This is a genomic window from Cupriavidus sp. BIC8F (assembly GCF_032465815.1).
Taxonomy (GTDB): Bacteria; Pseudomonadota; Gammaproteobacteria; order Burkholderiales; family Burkholderiaceae; genus Cupriavidus; species Cupriavidus necator.
The window spans coordinates 3,121,291-3,142,837 of the sequence record NZ_CP136094.1; the positions used below are offsets into that span (position 1 = coordinate 3,121,291).

13 protein-coding genes are annotated in these 21,547 nt (G+C 65.7%); 9 read left to right on the top strand and 4 right to left on the bottom strand.

Features of this window, described 5'->3' with window-relative positions; genetic code table 11:
* Positions 1 to 75: 75 nt before the first annotated feature.
* The 4 genes from RS901_RS14495 (at position 76) to RS901_RS14510 (ending at position 8,529) form a co-directional block, all read left to right on the top strand.
* Complete coding sequence (locus RS901_RS14495; RefSeq protein ID WP_316149474.1) at positions 76 to 2,442, top strand: DNA polymerase II; 2,367 nt, start codon at positions 76 to 78, stop codon at positions 2,440 to 2,442.
* Positions 2,443 to 2,728: 286 nt separating this feature from the next.
* On the top strand, positions 2,729 to 3,889 hold the full coding sequence (locus tag RS901_RS14500) for an efflux RND transporter periplasmic adaptor subunit (RefSeq protein ID WP_316149475.1): 1,161 nt from the start codon (positions 2,729 to 2,731) through the stop codon (positions 3,887 to 3,889).
* Between the two features lie 27 nt (positions 3,890 to 3,916).
* Positions 3,917 to 7,069: an efflux RND transporter permease subunit gene (locus RS901_RS14505; RefSeq protein WP_316149476.1), complete on the top strand. Its 3,153-nt coding sequence runs from the start codon at positions 3,917 to 3,919 to the stop codon at positions 7,067 to 7,069.
* The gene (locus RS901_RS14510) at positions 7,066 to 8,529 is read left to right on the top strand and encodes an AdeC/AdeK/OprM family multidrug efflux complex outer membrane factor (RefSeq protein WP_316149478.1); all 1,464 of its coding nucleotides are present in this window, start codon (positions 7,066 to 7,068) and stop codon (positions 8,527 to 8,529) included. Before RS901_RS14505 ends, RS901_RS14510 begins: the two co-directional genes overlap by 4 nt.
* Before the next feature lie 47 nt (positions 8,530 to 8,576).
* Here RS901_RS14510 and RS901_RS14515 read toward each other — a convergent pair whose 3' ends face one another.
* Entirely contained in the window at positions 8,577 to 9,800 is a 1,224-nt protein-coding gene (locus RS901_RS14515) for a GGDEF domain-containing protein (protein ID WP_316149479.1), read from the bottom strand.
* A 474-nt stretch (positions 9,801 to 10,274) separates the two neighbouring features.
* Between RS901_RS14515 and RS901_RS14520 the strand changes: the two genes are divergently transcribed.
* The 3 genes from RS901_RS14520 to RS901_RS14530 all read left to right on the top strand — a co-directional run bounded on the left by RS901_RS14520 (position 10,275) and on the right by RS901_RS14530 (position 15,032).
* Positions 10,275 to 12,599 (top strand): xanthine dehydrogenase family protein molybdopterin-binding subunit, encoded by a 2,325-nt coding sequence (locus RS901_RS14520; protein WP_316149480.1) that lies wholly within the window; start codon positions 10,275 to 10,277, stop codon positions 12,597 to 12,599.
* On the top strand, positions 12,568 to 13,032 hold the full coding sequence (locus RS901_RS14525; protein WP_316149481.1) for a (2Fe-2S)-binding protein: 465 nt from the start codon (positions 12,568 to 12,570) through the stop codon (positions 13,030 to 13,032). The genes RS901_RS14520 and RS901_RS14525 overlap by 32 nt, the downstream gene beginning before the upstream one ends.
* 113 nt (positions 13,033 to 13,145) lie before the next feature.
* On the top strand, positions 13,146 to 15,032 hold the full coding sequence (locus tag RS901_RS14530; protein ID WP_316149483.1) for a preprotein translocase subunit YajC: 1,887 nt from the start codon (positions 13,146 to 13,148) through the stop codon (positions 15,030 to 15,032).
* Between the two features lie 13 nt (positions 15,033 to 15,045).
* Here RS901_RS14530 and RS901_RS14535 read toward each other — a convergent pair whose 3' ends face one another.
* A complete protein-coding gene (locus RS901_RS14535) occupies positions 15,046 to 16,098 on the bottom strand; it encodes a transposase (RefSeq protein ID WP_316149484.1) in 1,053 nt (350 codons plus the stop codon).
* A gap of 89 nt (positions 16,099 to 16,187) precedes the next feature.
* Here RS901_RS14535 and RS901_RS14540 point away from each other — a divergent pair, with 89 nt between their 5' ends.
* Positions 16,188 to 17,792, top strand: a complete 1,605-nt coding sequence (locus tag RS901_RS14540) for a GMC oxidoreductase (protein WP_316149485.1) — start codon at positions 16,188 to 16,190, stop codon at positions 17,790 to 17,792.
* A gap of 45 nt (positions 17,793 to 17,837) precedes the next feature.
* Here RS901_RS14540 and RS901_RS14545 read toward each other — a convergent pair whose 3' ends face one another.
* Complete coding sequence (locus RS901_RS14545) at positions 17,838 to 19,361, bottom strand: amidase (protein WP_316149486.1); 1,524 nt, start codon at positions 19,359 to 19,361, stop codon at positions 17,838 to 17,840.
* Between the two features lie 27 nt (positions 19,362 to 19,388).
* Positions 19,389 to 20,384, bottom strand: a complete 996-nt coding sequence (locus tag RS901_RS14550) for a tripartite tricarboxylate transporter substrate binding protein (protein ID WP_316149487.1) — start codon at positions 20,382 to 20,384, stop codon at positions 19,389 to 19,391.
* A gap of 170 nt (positions 20,385 to 20,554) precedes the next feature.
* Here RS901_RS14550 and RS901_RS14555 point away from each other — a divergent pair, with 170 nt between their 5' ends.
* The gene (locus tag RS901_RS14555) at positions 20,555 to 21,475 is read left to right on the top strand and encodes a LysR substrate-binding domain-containing protein (protein ID WP_316149488.1); all 921 of its coding nucleotides are present in this window, start codon (positions 20,555 to 20,557) and stop codon (positions 21,473 to 21,475) included.
* Positions 21,476 to 21,547: the final 72 nt, after the last annotated feature.

Consider the following 21,547-nt stretch of genomic DNA (forward strand, 5'->3'; position numbering starts at 1 on the left):
GCTTACACGGCTCACGCACCCGGCCCATGTCTCCGCTAGAATCCCGACCGGTAGCCATTTCCCAATGTTCCTAACGTGGCACTTCAGCAGGGTTTCATCCTGACCCGACACTGGCGCGATACGCCGGCCGGCACCGAAGTCGAATTCTGGCTGGCGACCGATGATGGTCCGCGCCACCTGCACCTGTCCTGTCAGCCGTCAGTCGCGTTTATCCCCGAGTCGCAGCGTGAGCGTGCCGAGGCGCTGCTGTGCCGCGAGCGCGACGTCGAGCTGCGCCCGCTCAGGCTCCAGGATTTCCAGCGCCGGCCCGTACTGGGCCTGTACTGCCGCCAGCATCGGCAACTGATACAGCTCAGCCGTTCATTGCGCGACGCCGGCGTGGATGTCTACGAAGCCGATATCCGCCCGCCCGAACGCTACCTGATGGAACGCTTCATCACCGCCCCGGTCTGGTTCGACGGTGGGCCGGACCCCAGCGGTGCGCTGCGCAATGCCCAGATGAAGCCGTCGGTGGACTACCGGCCCAAGCTGCGCCTGGTCTCGCTCGATATCGAAACCAACGCGTTCGGCGAACTCTATTCGATTGCGCTCGAGGGCTGCGGTCAGCGCCAGGTCTACATGCTGGGCGCGGCGCCGCAGATACCCGCCGACGTCGATTTCTCGCTCGCATACTGCGCCACACGGCCCGAGTTGCTGGAGCAGTTGAACCAGTGGCTGGCCGATCACGATCCCGACGCGATCATCGGCTGGAATCTGGTCCAGTTCGACCTGCGCGTGCTGCAAGAGCATGCGCGCAAGTTCCAGATCCCGCTGCGCCTCGGCCGCGGCGGAGCCGAGATGGAATGGCGCGAGCACAACGCCCAGCAGCATTATTTCGCCAGCGCACCGGGCCGGTTGATCATCGACGGCATCGAGGCGCTGCGTTCCGCCACGTGGAGCTTCCCGTCGTTCAGCCTGGAATCGGTGGCGCAGACGCTGCTCGGCGAGGGCAAGGCGGTCGACAACCCGTACGACCGCATGGACGCCATCGACCGCATGTTCGAGCAGGACAAGGCGGCGCTGGCCCGCTATAACCTGCGCGATTGCGAACTGGTGACGCGGATCTTCGAAAAGACGGAGCTGTTGCCCTTCCTGCTGGAGCGCGCCACGGTTACGGGCCTGCCGGCCGACCGGAGCGGTGGCTCGGTCGCCGCCTTCACGCATCTCTACATGCCGCTGATGCACCGCCAGGGGTACGTCGCGCCCAACCTCGGCGAGAAGGCGCCCGAGGCCAGCCCCGGCGGCTTCGTCATGGACTCGCGGCCCGGGCTCTACGAATCGGTGCTCGTGCTGGACTACAAGAGCCTCTATCCGTCGATCATCCGCACCTTCCTGATCGACCCCATCGGCCTGGTCGAAGGCCTGGCGCATCCGGACGATGCCGATTCGGTGCCTGGCTTCCGCGGTGCGCGGTTTTCCCGGACGAAGCACTGCCTGCCGGCGATCGTCGCCAGGGTCTGGCAAGGCCGCGAGGCCGCCAAGCGTGACCGGAACAAGCCGCTGTCCCAGGCGCTCAAGATCATCATGAACGCGTTCTACGGCGTGCTCGGGTCCAGCGGCTGCCGGTTCTTCGATGCTCGGCTGGCGTCGTCGATCACCATGCGCGGGCACGAGATCATGCGACAGACCCGCGCGCTGATCGAGGCCCGCGGCTATGAGGTGATCTATGGCGACACGGATTCCACATTCGTCTGGCTGCGCCGCGCGCGCACGGAAGCCGATGCCAACCAGATCGGCCGCAGCCTGGTCGCCTACGTCAACGACTGGTGGCGCGACCACCTCGGGCAGACCTATGGGCTGGAAAGCGCGCTGGAACTCCAGTTCGAAACGCACTTCCGGCGCTTTTTGATGCCGACCATCCGCGGCACGGACCTTGGCAGCAAGAAGCGCTATGCCGGCCAGGTGGAACGGCCCGACGGGAAGGTCGAGATGGTGTTCAAGGGGCTTGAGACGGTGCGCACAGACTGGTCGCCGCTCGCCCAGCGTTTCCAGCAGACCCTTTACGAAAAAATCTTCAACCGCGAGCCGTACGCGGATTATGTGCGGGACATCGTGCGCCGCACCCTGGCCGGCGAGCTCGACGAGCAACTGGTCTATCGCAAGCGGCTGCGCCGCAAGCTCGATGACTACCAGCGCAACGTGCCGCCGCACGTCCGCGCCGCCCGTATCGCCGATGCCTATAACGAGCGCCAGGGACGTCCGCGCCAGTATCAGCATGGCGGCTGGATCAGCTATGTGATGACCGTTTCAGGGCCGGAGCCGCTTGAGACCCGGTCGGCGCCGATCGACTATGGCCACTACGTCGACAAGCAGTTGCAGCCGATCGCCGATGCGATCCTGCCGTTCCTGGACGATGATTTCGAGACGCTGCTGGCCGGGCAGATGGCGCTGTTTCCGCATTAGCTCGGGCGCTGGTGTGCCGTGATGGCGGAGCGCCTCGTGCCTGCGCTTTCCCGGGTTGCGCGGCTCACGTCGGATCGCGATGTAAGTTCTTGAAATATGGGTAGTCGATAATCGGCCGAACCATTTCTTCGAGTCGGGATAGACTTTGCCGGCTACGTCTGCAATTTGCGCTGGCGCAATGGCGGGCATGGCGCTTGCGTCACCTCGGCCGGTTTCGCTCTGGTGCAGGTCAACCGGTTTGCCGGCGACATTTTGACTCGGCTTGATTCCTACGCAGGACATCGCAATGCAACGATCACGCGGCTGCAGCGCCTGGGTTCCGGTCACGCTGGCCATCGCCATGTCAATGCTTGCCGCATGCGGTAACAAGAAAGAGGCCGCGGCCCCGCCGCCACCGCAAGTGAGCGTGGTCACGCTCAAGACCGAGCAGCTGACGCTGGATACCGAACTGCCCGGGCGCACCACGGCGTTTCGCATTGCCGAAGTCAGGCCGCAGGTGGACGGCATCATCCTGCGCCGCCTGTTCAAGGAGGGCAGCGACGTCACGCAGGGCCAGCAGCTCTACCAGATCGACCCATCCACCTACCAGGCCACCTACAAGAGCGCCAGGGCGACGCTGGAATCCACCCGCCTGCTGGCAGAGCGGTACGGGCGCCTGGTCGGTGACGAGGCAGTCAGCAAGCAGCAGTACGACGAGGCCAGGGCCGCCTGGCTGCAGGCGCAGGCTGCGGTGGACCGCGCCGAGATCAACCTGCGCTATACCAAGGTGCTGTCGCCGATTTCCGGCCGCATCGGGCGCTCGAATGTGACGGAAGGTGCGCTGGTCACCAACGGCCAGGCTACCGCGCTGTCGGTGGTGCAGCAGCTTGACCCGATCTACGTCGACGTGACGCAGCCCTCGTCGTCCCTGCTGCGGCTGCGGCGCGAGCTGGCCAATGGTGCGCTGCAAAGTGCCGGCACCAACGCGGCCCAGGTCAGCCTGGCGCTCGAAGACGGTACCCGCTATCCCGAAACCGGCCGCCTGGAGTTCTCCGAAGTGGCCGTGGACCAGGGCACCGGCTCGGTGACGCTGCGCGCGGTGTTTCCCAACCCGCGCCATGAGCTGTTGCCGGGCATGTTCGTCCATGCCCGCCTGCGTGAAGGCGTGAAGACCAATGCCCTGCTCGTGCCCCAGCAGGGTGTGACGCGCGACCTCAAAGGCCAGGCCACGGCGCTGGTGGTCAATGCCAGGGACGAGGTGGAACTGCGCCAGATCCGCACCGACCGCGCCGTTGGCGACAGGTGGCTGGTTTCCGACGGCCTCGGCGCCGGCGACCGCGTCATCGTGGAGGGCCTGCAGTTCGTGCGGCCCGGGGCGAAAGTGCGCGTAGCCCAGGCCGGGAGCGGCGCAGGCGCGCCGGCGGCGGCCGCGTCCGCCCCATCCGCCACGACCGCGGCCAAGCCCTGAGCACACCGCTAGGGCGAGGGAGTAGCCATGTCCAACTTCTTTATCGATCGGCCCATCTTCGCGTGGGTGATCGCCCTGGTCATCATGCTGGCCGGCGTGCTGTCGATCCGCGCGCTGCCCATCAGCCAGTATCCGGCCATCGCGCCGCCCACCATCGCCATCTCGGTCAATTACCCCGGCGCCTCCGCCGAGACAGTGCAGGACACCGTGGTGCAGGTGATCGAGCAGCAGCTCAACGGCCTGGACCGCCTGCGCTACATCTCCTCTGAAAGCAATGCCGACGGCAGCATGACGATCACGGTGACCTTCGAGCAGGGCACCAATCCGGATATTGCCCAGGTGCAGGTGCAGAACAAGCTTGCGCTTGCGCAGCCCCTGCTGCCGCAGGAAGTGCAGCAGCAAGGCATCCGCGTGACCAAGTCGGTGCGCAACTTCCTGGTCATCGTGGGCCTGATTTCCACTGACCCCAAGGTCACGCGGGAAGACCTGTCGAACTACATCGTCTCGAATCTGCAGGACCCGCTTTCGCGCACCTACGGCGTGGGCGACTTCCAAGTGTTCGGCGCGCAGTATGCGATGCGGGTATGGATCGACCCGGCCCGGCTCAACAGCTACCAGCTCACGCCGCTGGACGTGAGCAGCGCCATCAGGGCGCAGAACGTCCAGGTGGCCTCCGGCCAGCTTGGCGGTTTGCCGGCGGTGCGGGGCCAGCAACTCAATGCCAGCGTGATCGGCAAGACCCGGCTGCAAACCAGCGAGCAGTTCGGCAACATCCTGCTCAAGGTCAACCCCGACGGCTCCCAGGTGCGCCTGAAGGACGTGGCCCAGGTGGGCCTGGGCGGGCAGGACTACAACATCAATGCGCAATACAACGGCCAGGCTGCCTCGGGCATTGCCGTGCGGCTGGCCGCGGGCGCCAACGCGCTGGAAACCGTGCGCGCCATCCGCAGGACGCTGGACGGGCTGGAGCCCTTCTTCCCGCCCGGGATGAAGGTGGTTTTCCCGTATGACACCTCGCCGGTGATCTCGGGCTCCATCCACGAAGTAGTGAAGACGCTGATGGAAGCCATCGTGCTGGTATTCCTGGTGATGTACCTGTTCCTGCAGAACGTCCGCGCCACACTGATCCCCACCATCGCCGTGCCGGTGGTGCTGCTGGGCACCTTCGGCGTGCTGGCGGCGTTCGGCTACACCATCAATACGCTGACCATGTTCGGCATGGTGCTGGCCATCGGGCTGCTGGTGGATGACGCCATTGTCGTGGTGGAGAACGTCGAACGCGTGATGGCCGAGGAAGGCCTGCCGCCCAGGGAGGCCGCAAGGCGCTCCATGGGCCAGATCCAGGGCGCGCTGGTGGGCATTGCCATGGTGCTCTCGGCGGTGTTCCTGCCGATGGCGTTCTTCGGTGGCTCGACCGGCGTGATCTACCGGCAGTTCTCCATCACCATCGTCTCGTCCATGGTGCTGTCCGTGCTGGTCGCGCTGATACTGACGCCGGCCCTGTGCGCCACCATGCTCGAGCCCATCGAAAAGGGCGATCATGGCGAGAACAAGGGCGGCTTCTTCGGCTGGTTCAACCGCAAGTTCATCTCGACCACCCAGGGCTACGAGCGCAGCGTGTCGGGCATCCTGAAGCGCCGGCTGCCTTTTCTGCTGCTCTACGTGGCCATCCTGGTGGGGATGGGCTTCCTGTTCACGCGCATCCCCACATCATTCCTGCCGGAAGAAGACCAGGGCGTGCTGTACGCCCAGGTGCAGACGCCGGCCGGCGCCACGGCCGAGCGCACGCAGAAGGTACTCGACCAGATGCGCGAATACCTGCTGAAGGAAGAGGGCGGCGTGGTGGAGTCGCTGTTCACCGTCAACGGCTTCAATTTTGCCGGCCGCGGCCAGAATTCGGGGCTGGCCTTCATCCTGCTCAAGCCCTGGGAGCAGCGCAGCGGGGACAGCACCAGCGTGTTCGACCTGGCCGCGCGCGCGCAGCGCAAGTTCATGAGCTTCCGCGATTCGATGTCATTCGCGTTCGCCCCGCCCGCGGTGCAGGAACTGGGCAATGCCATCGGCTTTGACCTCTACCTGCAGGACCAGGCCGGCATTGGTCACGTCGCGCTGATGAACGCGCGTGACAAGTTCCTGGCGCTGGCCTCGCAAAGCCCGGTGCTGCAGCGGGTGCGCCCCAATGGCCTGAATGACCAGCCGCAGTACCAGCTGGTGATCGACGATGAAAAAGCGCGCGCGCTTGGCGTTTCGCTGGCTGACATCAACAGCACGGTGTCGATCGCGTGGGGTTCCAGCTATGTCAACGACTTCATCGACCGCGGCCGGGTCAAGCGCGTCTACGTGCAGGGCCGCCCGGATTCCCGGATGAACCCGGACGATATCGACAAGTGGTTCGTGCGCAACGACAAGGGCGAGATGGTGCCGTTCTCAGCCTTTGCCGACGGCAAGTGGGCCTATGGCTCGCCCAAGCTGCAGCGCTACAACGGCGTGGCGGCGGTGGAACTGCTGGGGGAGCCCGCGCCCGGGCGCAGCTCCGGCGACGCCATGAAGGCGATCGAGGAGATCATGAAGCAGATGCCGCCGGGCGTAGGCTATGCCTGGACCGGCCTGTCCTATGAGGAACGGCTGTCGGGCTCGCAGGCGCCGGCGCTCTATGCGCTCTCGCTGCTGGTGGTGTTCCTGTGCCTGGCCGCGTTGTACGAGAGCTGGTCGATCCCGTTCTCGGTGATGCTGGTGGTGCCACTCGGCGTGATCGGCGCACTGGTCGCCACGCTGGGGCGGGGCTTGTCCAATGACGTGTTCTTCCAGGTGGGCCTGCTGACCACCATCGGCCTGTCGGCCAAAAACGCCATCCTGATCGTGGAGTTCGCCAAGAGCGAGTACGAACAGGGCAAGAGCCTGGTCGAGGCCGCCGTGGAGGCGTGCCGCTTGCGCCTGCGCCCCATCGTGATGACCTCGCTGGCCTTCATGCTCGGCGTGTTTCCGCTGGCCGTGTCGACCGGCGCCGGTGCCGGCAGCCAGCACGCCATCGGCACCGGCGTGATCGGCGGCATGATCACTGCCACGGTACTGGCGATCTTCTGGGTGCCGCTGTTCTTTGTCGTCGTCACCTCGCTGTTCGGGCGCAAGCGCAGGCCGGAGCCGCATGATGCTTCCCTGGAAAAAGGCGCGCTGGAATGAAGAAGACCTTGCTCTGCGCTGCCGCCATGGCCATGCTGGCCGGCTGCAGCCTGATTCCCAAATACGAGCGGCCGGCCTCGCCGGTGGAGGCGGCCTACCCGCAGGGCCCGGCCTACCTGCCAGCCGATGCCGCCGCAGATGCCGGCCAGGTGCCCGCGGTCGAGCTGGGCTGGCACGATTTCTTCGCCGATCCGCGCCTGCGCCGTCTCATCGAACTGGCGCTGCAGAACAACCGTGACCTGCGCGTGGCCGCCCTCAACGTGGAGGCGTTCGGTGCACAGTACCGCATCCAGCGCGCCGACCTGTTTCCCGCCGTCGGCGTGGCCGCGCAGGGCACGCGCCAGCGCATTCCCGCCGACCTGTCTCCCACCGGACAGCGGACGATCGGCAGCCAGTACGGCGTGTCGATAGGCACCACGGCGTGGGAGATCGACCTGTTCGGCCGCCTGCGCAGCCTCAGCGAAGCCGCGCTCGAGCAGTATTTCGCCAGCGACGAGGCGCGCCGCAGCGCCCAGATCTCGCTGGTGGCGAGCGTTGCCAGCGCCTACCTGACCCAGCGCGCCGACGAAGCCCTGCTGCAGCTCACCCGTGAAACGCTGGCCAATTACGAGCGCAGCTATGGCCTGACCCGGCGCAGCTACGAGGAAGGGATCGCTTCCCGGCTGGACCTGCGCCAGGCGCAGACCGCCGTGGAAACCGCCCGCGCGAGCCTTGCGCGTTATACCCGGCTGGTTGCCCAGGACCAGAATGCCCTGGTGCTGCTGCTTGGCACGTCCCCGCCCGCGGACCTGCCGGAAGGCCTGCCGCTGGAGCAGAAGCTGTTTGCCGATGTGCCGGCCGGGCTGCCCTCAGACCTGCTGCAGAACCGTCCCGACGTGCTCGCGGCCGAGCACCGGCTGCGCTCCGCCAACGCCGACATCGGCGCCGCGCGTGCGGCGTTCTTCCCCAGTATCAGCCTGACCGCATCGGCGGGCACCGCCAGCAGCCAGCTTTCGGGCCTGTTCGCGGCCGGCTCCGGCACGTGGCTGTTCCAGCCGCGGATCAACCTGCCGCTGTTTACCGCCGGCAGCCTGCGGGCGAGCCTGGACTTCGCCACCATCCAGAAGGACGTCAACGTCGCCCAGTACGAGCGTACGGTGCAGACCGCCTTCCGCGAGGTCGCCGACGGGCTGGCGGCACGCGGCACCTACACCAGCCAGCTCCAGGCCCAGATCCGCTTCGTGGAAGCCGCCCGGGACGCCTATGGTCTGGCCGACCGGCGCTACCGCACCGGTGTCGACAGCTACCTTGCCGTGCTGGACGCGCAGCGCTCGCTTTACAACGCGCAGCAACTGCTGATCCAGGCACGGCTCGAGCAGCTGACCAGCGAAGTCAACCTGTACAAGGCCCTGGGCGGCGGCTGGCACGACGCGGCCGGCAAGCGCGCCGATACGTCTGCGGCAGCCGCCGGACCAACCTGACGCGCTAGCCGGGCTCGCCGTGGAACGCCCTGCGCGGGAAGGTTTCGCTACGCGACGACAAGAGGCATTGCTGCCTCATGCGACACATCGTGCAATACCACGCGGCCACGCCCCGTCTGCTTGGCCGCATAGAGTGCCCCATCCGCAAAGCGATAAGCCGTTTCGAAATCCCGTGCCGGCGGCACTCCGCAAAGGCCGATACTCAGCGAGACAGCACTGCCGTCAGGCATCCGGATCGATTCAGCCTGGATGCGGATTCGCTCGGCCAGTTCAATGGCGTCGCTGCCCTCCACATTGCGCAGCACGATCGCAAACTCATCCCCGCCAAGGCGCCCGACCAGATCGCTCCCGCGTGTGTTGTGCCGCAGGACTTGGCCGATGCTTGCCAGCACGTTGTCGCCCTGGAGGTGACCGAACGTGTCATTGATCGCCTTGAAGTTGTCCACGTCCAATAGCAGGAAAGTCATCGCTCTGTTCGCGCTGGCTGCCTCCGCGACGGCCTTGGGGGCCTGGATCTCGAAGAACGATCGCGACATGACGCCCGTTTGCAGGTCGAAATTCGCACGCCGTTCAATGTCCTGATTGGCCGCACGCAGGCGCTGTTCGTTGCGACTCTGGATCAGAGAGAGCACGCCGCAGGTACGCAGGAAGGCGGCGAACACCGCGGTGAACGTTTGCAGGGGAAGCCACGTATCCTGTTGCCAGGAGATCACCGTATCCATATGGCGCAGCACATAGACCATGCGGCCGAAGAGCGCGGCACCGACCAGGAGGATGGCGAACAGCAGCAGTCCCTGAACCATGCGAAGTCCGGGGCCGCGCAAGCTCAGCACATAGGCCAGGAAGAGTGTCAGTTGTATCAGGAATGCGGCAGAGAACCCGATGACGCGCTGGGCGTAGGTCCATCCGTCAGTCCAGGTGACGATCCAGGCCAGGAAGATCAGCCCGGAGATGACCCAACGCAAGGCCAGCCCGGGCCAGATCGATTCGCGCCGAAACATCCGCAAGCCGGTTTCTATCGTGGGGACATTGCAGAAAATCAGCAAATTGGATCCCGCCAGGATGAGCCACGGCGGCAGTGTGCCCCATGAGAGCAGCAGCAGCGATGCGACGGAAAGCTGCAAGCCATCGAAGATCCACCAGCCAAGCCCCTTGTCGGTCCGGCCAGCCTGCCAGAAGCTTGCCAGGATGCAGGCCAGCAGCCCATGGGAAGCGAAGGCAAAGAAATAGCTGGTTCTGATATCCAGGGAGAACGTTAAATCGGCATTCATGCGGGTGCCTGTGTTGCGCTCGGGTGTGCTGCTGTCGAATCGGCATGCCTTTGCAAGCGACTCATGCCCCTTGCCGCAAGCCGGCGGCAGCGATTCTACGTCCGAACGCGTTCCATCTGGAACGGAAGAACCGGGCAGCATCCGGAGGCAGATTGCCTGCGATGGCTAGATGGGGTCGGCCAGGATTCGCGAAAGAATCCGGTGCATCTCCGCTAAGCGCCTGATTTGACTGGGAAAGTCGATCGATGGATGGAGTGGCGTGTCAACGCAAGGATCTGCCCGAACGCGGGCACCCGTCACGGACCAGCTCGCCCTGCGCCTGCAGGGGGCATCAGGGCGCATGGCCATGCCAGGTGTTGCGCGATAGCGCCAACCACATGTTCGCATTCGCGCTGCGGCACTTCCCGACCTAATATAGGCCATGCCATCGGCGGCACGGGGCCTTTCTATGATGATCGATCCGCCAGTCTTGCCATGTTGACGCGCAGAGCCTTCCTGCTCGGCGGTGCGGGCGCTGCCGGTGCGCTGGTGATCGGATGGGCCTGGCTGCCGCCGCGCCAGCGCCTGGCGGGCGGCGAGCCGCTGGCCGTGCGCGACGGGCAGTTCGCGCTGAACGGCTGGGTCAAGGTGGCGTCCGACAACACCGTCACGGTGGTGATGAACAAGGCCGAGATGGGGCAGGGCGTGCATACCGGCGCGGCGATGCTGCTGGCCGAGGAGATGGACGCCGACTGGTCGCAGATCCGGGTCGAGCCGTCGCCCATTGACAACCTGTACAACAACATCGAGGGCGTGGTCGCCAACCTGCCGTTCCGGCCGGACGAAAAGGGGTGGCCCAGGCGCGCCGCCGAATGGTTCACGCGCAAGGGCGTGCGCGAGGTGGGCCTGATGTTCACCGGCGGCTCCACCAGCATCAGGGACCTGTGGCATCCGATGCGCGAGGCCGGTGCCGCTGCGCGCATGATGCTGTGCGCGGCAGCGGCGAAGCAGTGGGACGTCAAGGCCGAAGCGTGCCGCGCGCAGGCCGGCAAGGTGGTGCATCCGTCGGGGCGCAGTGCCACCTTCGGCGAACTGGCCGCGGCAGCCGCGCGTGAGCCTTTGCCACGCCAGGTCGAACTGAAGGATCCGGCCGGCTACAGGCTCATCGGCACCCGCGCGGCGCGCCTTGATGCCCCCGCCAAGCTTCACGGCACAGCCAGTTTCGGTATTGACGTGGTGGCGGATGCGATGGTCTACGCCAGCGTGCAGATGTGTCCGACGCTGGGCGGCACGCTGCGGGGTTCCCCGCCCGACGACGTCAAGAAGTTGCCGGGCGTGCTCGACCTCGTCGCGCTGCCGCCGCTGCAGGGCGGCAGCGGCGGCGTGGCGGTGATCGCCAGCGATGCGTGGATCGCCATGCAGGCGGTGGAGAAGGTCCAGTGCAAGTGGGACGAGGGGGAGGCGCGGACCCTGTCGAGCGACGGCATCCGCGACACGCTGGTGAAGGCGCTTGACGCCTCCAGCCCGCGCGTCTGGTACGAGCATGGCAACGGGCGCGCCATGAAGCAGGGCAAGCCCGCCATCCAAATCTTGTACTCGGCGCCTTATCTCGCTCACGCCGCGCTGGAGCCGGTCAACTGCACGGTACTGGTCCAGGAGGACCGCGCCATCGTGTGGGCCGCCACGCAGATGCCCGGGCTGGCTCGCCGCTGCGTGGCGAAGACGCTCAGGCTGGACACGGACAAGGTCGAGCTGCGCCAGCAATCCATCGGCGGCGCCTTCGGGCGCCGGCTCGAGGTCGATTTCATCTGCCAGGCGGCCGCCATCGCCGCGAAGCGCAAGGGCGTGCCGGTGCAGACGATCTGGTCGCGCCCCGAGGACATGCGGCATGACTTCTACCGTCCGGCCAGCGTGTCGCGCTTCGAGGCGTGGCTCGACGGGAACCGCAAGGTCATCGCCGTGCGCAATATGTCGGCCAGCCAGTCAGTGCTGGAGGGCGTCGCGAAGCGCAACTTCGGCCTGCCCGACATCTTCGTGTCGCGGCTGGACAAGTCCACGGTGGAAGGCGCCTTCGACCAGGCTTACGACTGGCCGGACGTGTGGGTCGGCCACCAGACCGTGGACCTTGCCATCCCCGTGGGCTACTGGCGCTCGGTGGGGCACTCGCACCACGCGTTCTTCATGGAGAGCTTCGTCGATGAGCTGGCGGTGGCGGTCGGGGTGGACCCGCTCGACTACCGCATGAGCCTGCTCAGGGATGAGCGCCAGCGCGCGGTGCTGGAGCAGGCCAGAAAGATGTCGGGCTGGGGCCAGCCCTTGCGCAAGCAGCCTGGCGTGGTGAAGGTGGGGCGCGGCGTGGCCCTGCACGAGTCGTTCGGCAGCGTGGTGGCGCAGGTCGCCGAGGTGTCGGTGGACAACGCGGGGCAGGTCCGCGTGGATCGCGTTTACTGCGCCATCGATTGCGGCATGCCGGTCAACCCGACCCTGATCGAGCAGCAGGTCGAGGGCGGCATCGTGTTCGGGCTGTCGGCGGCGCTGTGGCAGAAGATCACGCTGAAGGCGGGCAAGGTGCAGGAGGACTACTACACCGCCTTTCCGGCCATGCGCCTGCGAGACTGCCCGGAGATCCAGGTACACGTGATGCCTTCGATGCGCCCGCCACAGGGGGTGGGCGAGTCCACCACGCCGCCGATCGCGCCGGCGCTGGCGAACGCCTTGTTCCATGCGACCGGCGAGCGCTTGCGCGACCTGCCGCTGCTGAAGACCCTGCCGCCCTCCGGAGCCTGCGATGTCAGACAATCAGATCAGTGTCAACGGTAAGAGCGTCGCAATCCGCTCGGACGGCTGCACGCCGCTGTTGTGGGTGCTGCGCTGCGAGCTCAAGCTGACCGGCACCAAGTTCGGCTGCGGCGTGGGGGTGTGCGGCGCCTGCGCGGTGCATGTCAACGGCAAGATGCTGCTGTCGTGCCAGCACCAGGCGAGCGAGATGGAAGGGAAGAAGATCGTCACCATCGAAGGACTTGACGGCCCCGAGGCGAGCGCCCTGCGGGCGGCCTGGCTGAAGCACGAGGTGGTGCAGTGTGGCTACTGCCAGAGCGCGCAACTGATGGCAGCGAGTGCGCTGCTCAAGCGCACACGGAATCCGAAGGAGACGGAGATCGCCGACCAGATGAGCTGCGTGATCTGCCGGTGCGGCACGTACCCGCGGATCAGGCGGGCGATTGCGGAAGCGGTGGGAATGTTGAGGGGGTGATGGTGGAACATTCCGGGTCAGCACCAGCGTCGCTATATCCGGGTGGTTCGCAAGCTGCGGCCGATGCTGCCGGCTCCGCGGCGATCCCTGCCGCGTCCGCTGCGACCGGGCGCGTGGAACTCTATACCCAAAGAGCCATGGTGAACTGGCTGAGCCCGCTACAGCTTCCATTTACGGCCATGCGCGTTGCCGTGGCGATGGCAATCGGCGCCTTTGCCGACCAGCGCATGGTGCAGGCTGCGCTCACCACACTGAATCCGAATCCGCCGCTCCCGGTGCCCGCTGACGGGCACGGCGGTGTCTGGGTCGACTATCTGGCCGACACGGGCGACGGTTGGGACTCGACATACTCCATGGCCTTGTGCGTCAGTCACGCGGTGACGCTGCGCGAGCAAGGTGTAACGCTGCCGCGGGCAAAGGTGCTGTTGCTCGGCGGCGACCAGGTGTATCCGACCCCCGCTCATGATGGCTATCGGACGCGCTTCGTCGATCCTTTCCGGGCGGCGTTCCCTGCGCCAGTCGAGACCGTGCGCGCCGTATACAGCGACCAGACGATCAAGTTGCCGCCGGATGCGCCGTGGATGGTCGCCACGCCTGGCAATCACGACTGGTACGATGGCTTGCGTGGCTTCGCCCGCTTGTTCTGCAGCGGCAAGCCCGTGGGCGGCTGGGAGACACGCCAGCGCACCGGCTACTATGCCTTGCAGTTGCCCGGCGGCTGGTGGATCTGGGGCCTGGACCTGCAACTGGAGTCGGAAATCGACCGGCCGCAGCGCGAGTACTTCCAGAAGCTGTGCACGGCGCTGCAGCCCGGTGACCGCGTGGTCTTGTGCGCGCCCGAGGCGAGCTGGATCGACGAGATGGAGCGCGTGCGCCGCGGCGAGCGGCGGGCCATGCCTTCGATCGAGGCCAAGACGCCGCGCTTTCGGAGCCTGAGCGAGATCGAGGGGATGCTGGGCGATCGGCTCGCAGTGGTGCTGGCCGGCAACTCGCACCATTACGCGCACTATGTGCCGCGAGAGGGCACGGCAGGACCGCATCGCATCACCTGCGGCGGCGGCGGGGCATTTCTTCACGGCACACACCTGCTGCCGGATCAACCGAGGCCTATCGTGGTGGGTCCGGCCAAACAGTTCTACGAGCTGAAGTCGGCGTATCCGGAAAAGGCGACCGCCCGGATATTGCGCAATCGCGCGTGGCAACTGCCTGCGCGCAACCTCTCGTTCTGTGCGCTGGTGGCGATCCTGTACTTGCTGTTCGACTGGATCATTCAAAGCGCGAGCCTGGTATCTGTTCCCGGGCGCGATCAACGCAGCTTCGTGGCCAGACTGGCCGACCTCGAAGTGACATTCGGGAATATCGGCGAGGTGTTCCACCAACTGTTCCGGGTCATGGCGCACAGTCCGGCGTCGGTGGTGTTCGCAGCGGCCATCGTCTTTAGTTGTGCTGCGCTGTCGACCAGGGATGTCAGGCGCGGCGTCCGGCTGGCGTGCGTTGTCGGCGCGTTGCATGGGCTGTTGCACCTGGCACTGGCAGTCGCGCTGCTATGGCTTATCTTGCGCCTCAACTTCCATGTCTTTGGCGCGGACAACGCGCCCCCCGTCTTGCTGTTCGTGGTCGAGGCCATGCTGCTGGGCGGCGCCCTCGGCGGGCTGCTGTTTGGGATCTGGATGGTGTTGGGCAATGCCCTGTGGCGTCTGCACCCCGAGGAGGTGTTCTCCTCCCAGCGCATCGCCGATTACAAGTGCTTCCTGCGGATGCGGTTCGAGGGTGGGCAATTGACGATCTACCCGCTCAAGCTGGAGAAGGTTTGCCGCCATTGGCAGCTGGGCGAGGGCGTCACGCAACTGGCGAAGGTCAGCAACACCTGGCGCGTGCGCGCCCAGCCCGGTGCGAGCGGCCCGCGCTTCGTGCCGGCAGACGGTCAGGTATCGCCGCCAGAGGCGGTGCGGATGATTGAGGAGAAGGCAATCATCGTCCAACGACAGGGAGCGTCTTGACGTCCTCCCCTGCCTAGAGGCAGGGGATTCCCACAGCTGGCGATGCACGTCCGCGTCGGAGAATGTTCAGCGCAGCATTGGTATCACGGTCATGCACGACACCACAGCTACTACAGGTCCACTCTCTTATTCGCAGTCCTGCGATACCTTTCGGCCGCGTCGTGCTGTCTTTCGAACCACACGCCGAACAGGACTGGGTAGAACCGCTTTCGTTCACTTCCTCAAACGTGGCCCCGTGCGCAATCGCTTTGTAGCGGAGCTTGTCCCGGAAGGACGACCAGGATGCGTCGTAGACGCTCTTCGCCATACTGGTTTTGGCGAGTTTCACAGCCGACACGTTGCCGACTGCGATGTAGTCGAAGCGTCGAACCAGATCGAGCGCGAGCTTGTGCTGGAAGTCGGCGCGGGCATTCGCCACCTTGGCATGCAGCTTGGCAATATGCCGCTTGTGCTGTCGCGCCCGCTGCGCCTTCGCCAGCCTTTCGGCGGCATGCCGGCCAAACCGGTCATTGGGAAGTTTCTCGCCGGTCGAGAGCGTGGCGAAGTCCTTCAAACCAAGGTCGATACCGACGCCAGCCTGAATCGGGCATGCTGGCACATCGGCAACCTCTATCACGACGTTGAGAAACCAGTTCCCGCGCCCATCCTGCGCAAAGTTCGTGCCGTCCTTGATCTTGCCTTCTGGCAACAGGCGGCTGTTGAACCCACGGAAGGTATTCCCGGCAAAGCGAAACGCCTCGCCCTCTCGTTTCAGCTCGCGACCCTTCAGCGGCACCCATCCCAGGGATTTCCTGCCGCGGTATCGCAGATAAGGACGGCGATGCTGGCTGCGCGATTTTGCGTACTGCTCGCACGTCGCGTTGACCGTGCCGGAATGGATGCCGAGTTCCTTGCTGCTGCCGGTGGTCAGCACGTTCAAATCGAACCCGCTCGGCCACTTCTTACCCCATTTGAGCGCATGCTTCTGCGTGTCATTGCAGAAGTTCCAGACGTAGTTCACCGCTCGGCTCTGCTTGTTAAGCAGGCCGTTGAGCGACTTCACCCGGTAGCGGTAGACAAGAATCATGCCGCACATTCTAACGTGGGAATGCCGCCTCGCGGCGGCGCTCCTTTCACTCCCCGCCATGAATGGCGGGGTTTCTCGGAGCAAGTCTGATGATGAGCAATGCGCTGGTCTACGACGTCGTCATCATCGGCAGCGGCTTCGGTGGTGCGGTCTCGGCGTGCCGGCTCGCGCAGGCCGGCCGCAAGGTGCTGGTGCTGGAGCGCGGCCGGCGCTGGAGCCCCGCGACTTACCCGCGCGACGAGAGTGACCCCTGGCTGTGGAACCAGGAGCACGCCAATCGCTTCAATGGCTGGGCCGATATCCGGACATTCTCTGATGTATGGGTCATCGCCGGGGCCGGAGTCGGTGGCGGCTCGCTGATCTACGCCAACGTTTCCGTGGAAGCCAGGCCGGAAGCCTTCGAGCAGGGCTGGCCGAAGGAGGTTACCTATGCCGGCCTGCAGGCCCACTACGAGGAGGTCGGGCGCATGCTCGCAGTGAGCGAAGTGCCGGATAACCAGTTGAGCGAGCGGACCCGGCTGTTGCGCGAGGGAGCGGAAGCCTGCGGATGGGGCGGGCGCTTCCGTAAATTGCCGCTGGCGGTGACATTTTCCGAGCATTGGGACCCCACACGAAAGAACGCCCGCGATGACCGTCATTCAGAGAGATTTCTGAACCAGCACGGCAGGTGGCAGGGCACTTGTGTCCATTGTGGCAACTGCGACGTGGGGTGCCAGGTATCGGCCAGGAATACGCTGGACCTGAATTACCTGGCGGTGGCTGAAGACAATGGCGCCGAGATTCTTCCATTGCACCTGGTAGACAGGATCGAGCCGCTGCAGCAGGGCTGGCGCGTAGGCTTCAGGAAGATCGACCCGGAGAACGAAACGACGAGCCCTGGCACAGTCACGGCCGCCAGGGTGATACTGGCCGCCGGCTCTATTGGCAGCACCGAACTTCTGCTGCGCTGTCGGGATGAGCATCGCACTCTTCCAGGGCTTTCCCGACAGTTGGGCTACGGGTGGTCGCACAATGGCGACTTCGTGACGCCAGCCTACTATGAGCACAGGACGATCTCTCCTGCTCATGGCGTAACCATCTCCGCGGCGATCGACTTGCTGGACCACAGCGGCCCGAACGGACAGGCGCTCTTCGTGGAGGACGGCGGAATCCCGAACCTCGCAGGCAACTTCATTCGGCGCCATATGAAGCGAACGCGTTCCCGCAAGCTGCGCGCCGTGTGGAAGGAGGTCGGAGGACTGTTTGATGACGGCGATCCGGTCGAGCGGATGATGCCCTGGTTCGGGCAAGGCGTGGACCCTGGCGATGGCCAACTGAGGCTGGGCCGCACGTGGTACGCACCGTGGCGTCGCGTGCTGCGGCTAAACTGGTCCTATCAGGCATCGGTGGCTGTCATCGAGGCCATGATTGCAGCGCATACGCAGCTGTCGGCAGCGACTGGCGGGGATCCGTGGGTGCCGCTCACCTGGCGACGGTGGCACAACCTGATCACACCGCACCCGCTGGGAGGCTGCAACATGGGGACCTCCGCAGCGGACGGAGTCGTCGATGCATGTGGCCGGGTATTTGGCTACAAGGGACTCTATGTCATGGACGGTGCGATCGTCCCGCGTCCGCTTGGCCTGAACCCTTCGCGCACCATCGCGGCGCTCGCGGAGCGTAACGTGGCGATGCTCCTGCGCGAGCAGGATTGACGCGGGGCCGCGACGCTCGCATTCCTGTGTCTTCAGCCTCTCTGCCTATACCGCAGAAACGCCGCCCGATTGCTGCGCCGTGCCAGGGGCCGGCGGCGCAGTGACAATCGAGCGCAGCGACGGGTTGGCGGGCCTGAGGGCGGCGAGGTCGGGAACGGGGCGGCGCAACGCTGGTAGCATGGCAAATGCAGCTTCCATCGCCTGGGCCGCACCCAGCGTCTCCAGGTCGCCCCGGAAGCGGCCGGTCACCTGCAGCCCGAACGGCATGCCGGCCTCGTCCGTGCCGCACGGCAGGGAAATGGCAGGGTGCGTGGTCAGTGTCACGACATAGGTCAAGGCCAGCCAGCGATAATAATTCTCCTGTTTCTCGCCATTGATGGTGTCCGCGAACAGCCTGGTCCATGCGAAGGGCGACACCGGCGTGGTTGGCGACAGGATCAGGTCGTATTCCTGGTAGGCCCGCTGGAAGCGCTGCAGGATACGGTTCTGCTCGGCCTGCGCCCACGCGCTGTCGGCCAGTGACATCTTCGCGCCGAGTTCGTAGTTGGCGCGGGTATTGGGGCCGAGACTGGCGGGGTCGCGCTGGTAGGCGTCATGCAAGCCGGCGACAAAGCTTTCGGCGCGCAGGACATCGAAGCAGCGGTGCACATCGCCAAGCTCGAAGCGGACCTCGTCGCATTGCCGGAACAGGTGGCGCATCTCTGCGATCCTGGCGCGGAACACGCGGCGGACACCGTCGTCTACCGCGCAGCTGCCGAAGTCTTCGGTCCAGCCGACCCGCAAGCTCGACAGGTCCACCGGTGCCGGCGACAGGTACGCTGCGGCGTCCACCGCGTAGCTCAAGGGATCGGTCACCGACACCCCGGCCGAAGCCGCCAGCTGCAGGCAGGTATCGGCAACGGTGCGTCCCATCGGCCCGACCACCGAGATCGGCGTCCAGCCCAGCAGTTTGCGCGAGTTGGGGACGATGCCCGGCGAGGGCCGGAATCCGACCACGCCGCACTTGGCCGCGGGAATGCGCAGCGAGCCACCGGTGTCCGACCCGGTGCAGACCGGCAGGAAGTCCGCGGCCAGCGCCGCGGCCGAGCCGCCGGAGGACCCGCCCGCATTGAGGTTCGGGTTGAAAGGATTGCCGGTCGCGCCCCAGACCGCGTTGCGCGAGTTCGCGCCGGCGCCCATTTCGGGAATATTGGTCTTGCCCACCACGATGGCACCGGCCGCCCGCAGCCGTTTCACCAGCACGTTGTCGTCGGTCGGCACGTGGTTGCGGAACAGCGGCGAGCCATAGGTGGTCAGCAGGCCCTCGGTGGCCTCCAGGTCCTTGACCCCTAGCGGCAGCCCGTGCAGCAGCCCGAGTGGTTCGCCCCGCAGCATGGCCTGTTCGGCGGCGCGCGCTTCCTTGCGGGCGCGCTCGAAGCAGGTTGCCGTGATGGCATTGATCAGCGGGTTATAGGTCTCGATGCGCGCGATGCACGCCTCCAGCAGTTCTACCGGCGAGATTTCCCTGGTGCCGATCAGTCGTCGGAGTTCGACCGCCGAGGCCGAGGTCAGTCTGTCTTGCGTGGTCATGGAACAGGTGTCTCCGGAGCCTTGCTGTCAGTCAAGCTTGATATGGGCGCGTTGCGCGATGGCACGCATCTGCGGGATTTCCTTGTCGATCATGGCCGCGACCTGCTTGCCGGGCGCGTAGTAGGGCTCGATGCCGTTCTCCGCCAGCTGGCTGCGCGTTGCCGGATCGGCAATGGTGTCTGCCAGCGCCTTTTCCAGCCTGGCCCGGACCTCCGCTGGCAGGCCGCGAGGCGCGACCAGCGCGATCCAGGTACTGGTGTCCATGCCCGGATAGCCGCTTTCGGCGACGGTCGGCACATTCGGCAGCAGCGACGAGCGCTTCGCCGTCGTGACCGCAATGGCCTTGATCTTGCCGGACTTGAGCTGTGGAATGGCCGCAGCCACCGTATCCACGCTGAAGGGGATCTGGCCACCCATCAGGTCGGTCATCGCCGGCGCGCTGCCCTTATAGGGCACATGCAGCAGTTTGGTGCCGGTGAGGTTCAGCAGCTCTTCGCCGGCAAAGTGGGCAGTGGTGCCGGCGCCGAACGAGCCGTAGGAATACTTGCCCGGGTCTGCCTTGACGGCGGCGACGAACTCCTTGAGGTTGTTCACCGGCACGTCGCGGTTTGCCAAAAGGATCAAGCCAGTCGACCCGATCATGCCGATGGGCTCGAAGTTCTTCTGAGGGTCGTAAGGCAGCTTTGCGTAGACCGCCGGATTGACCGTGAACGTGGTGCCGGACGTGGCCATCAGCGTGTAGCCGTCCGGTGCCGCTTTGGCCACGTAGCTCGCCGCGACAATGGTGCCGGCCCCGGGCCGGTTCTCAACCACCACGGTCTGGCCAAGACGCTCGCCGAGCTTGCGGGCGATGGTGCGGCCGACGATGTCGGTGGCACCGCCTGGCGGAAACGGCAGGACCAGCTGGATCGGCTTGGATGGATAGCCACCCTGCGCAGTGGCAGGGGCGGGCGCCAGCGCGGTTCCGGCAGCCACGCTGCAGGCCGTGAGGAGGAACAAGGTGCGGTGGGCGGGGGATCGCATGTTGATGCTCCGGCAGGGTAGGTATCGCGCAGCGCATAAGGGTGGGGGCACCGCGTGATCTCATCGTACGATCAATCCGGCGTGACATCGGCGCAATGTTTCGAAAGCTTGATTGCCGAAAAGGCAATCCATAAAATGAATCTGACCTTTGCTTCGCTTTCGCCCCGACCATGTCGTATCGCATCCTGCAGGAAACCGCCGTCCGCTACTTCCTTGAGGTCGTACGCACCGGCTCGGTCAAGGACGCCGCCCTCAAGCTGAACGTGGCGCCATCGGCGGTCAGCCGGCAGATCGCCAAGCTGGAGAGCGAGCTGGACACACTGCTGTTCGACCGGCGCGCGCGCGGCCTGGTACCCAATGCGGCGGGGGAGATGCTGGCGGCGCACGCCAAGCGCGCCCAGCAAGAGATCGATCGCGTCACGGGCGACATCCAGGCGCTGCGTGGCTTGCGCGTGGGGCAGGTCCACCTGGCAAGCGTCGAGGGCATCGCGCACGATTTCCTTCCGGCTCTGGCCGCCAGTTTCCGGGAGATATACGGTGGCATCCGCTTCGACCTGGACGTGTGCCCGCAAGGTGACATTGCCAGGCGCATTCGCGACGGCGAGGCGGATATCGGCGTCACGCTGAGCGGCCTCCCCGAACTCGATATCGAGGTGGAACTGCGCCACCCGGCCCCGGTGCTCGCGGTCATGGCGCCGGACCACCCGCTGGCGGGCCAGCGCCAGATCTCGCTGTCGCAGGTCATCGGCTATCCGCTCGCGCTGCCGCCCAAGGACAGCTCACTGCGGCAGTTGCTGGACACCAGTTGCAGCCGCCAGGGGCTCAGCTACCAGACCGTTTTTTCCAGCAATCACCTGGACTCGCTGGTCGGATTCGCTGCGGCGGGGGCCGGCATCATCACTTTCTACGGGGAGCTTTCGGTCCGGCGGCGGTTGAAGGAAGGGTCCATTGTCGCGGTGCCGCTGCGCGACCGGGAAATGAACGAGCGCTATATCGAGATCCAGACGCTGGCCCGGCGCAACCTCCCGCCCGCGGGGCGCGCGTTCGTGCAGCACCTGGCCGATGCCATCACGCGCATAGGCGACCCATGATTGCCGGATTGGCAACCATGGATTCCAATAATTGATTGCGATGGATATTCCGCCCGGACGCGCCGGCATTGC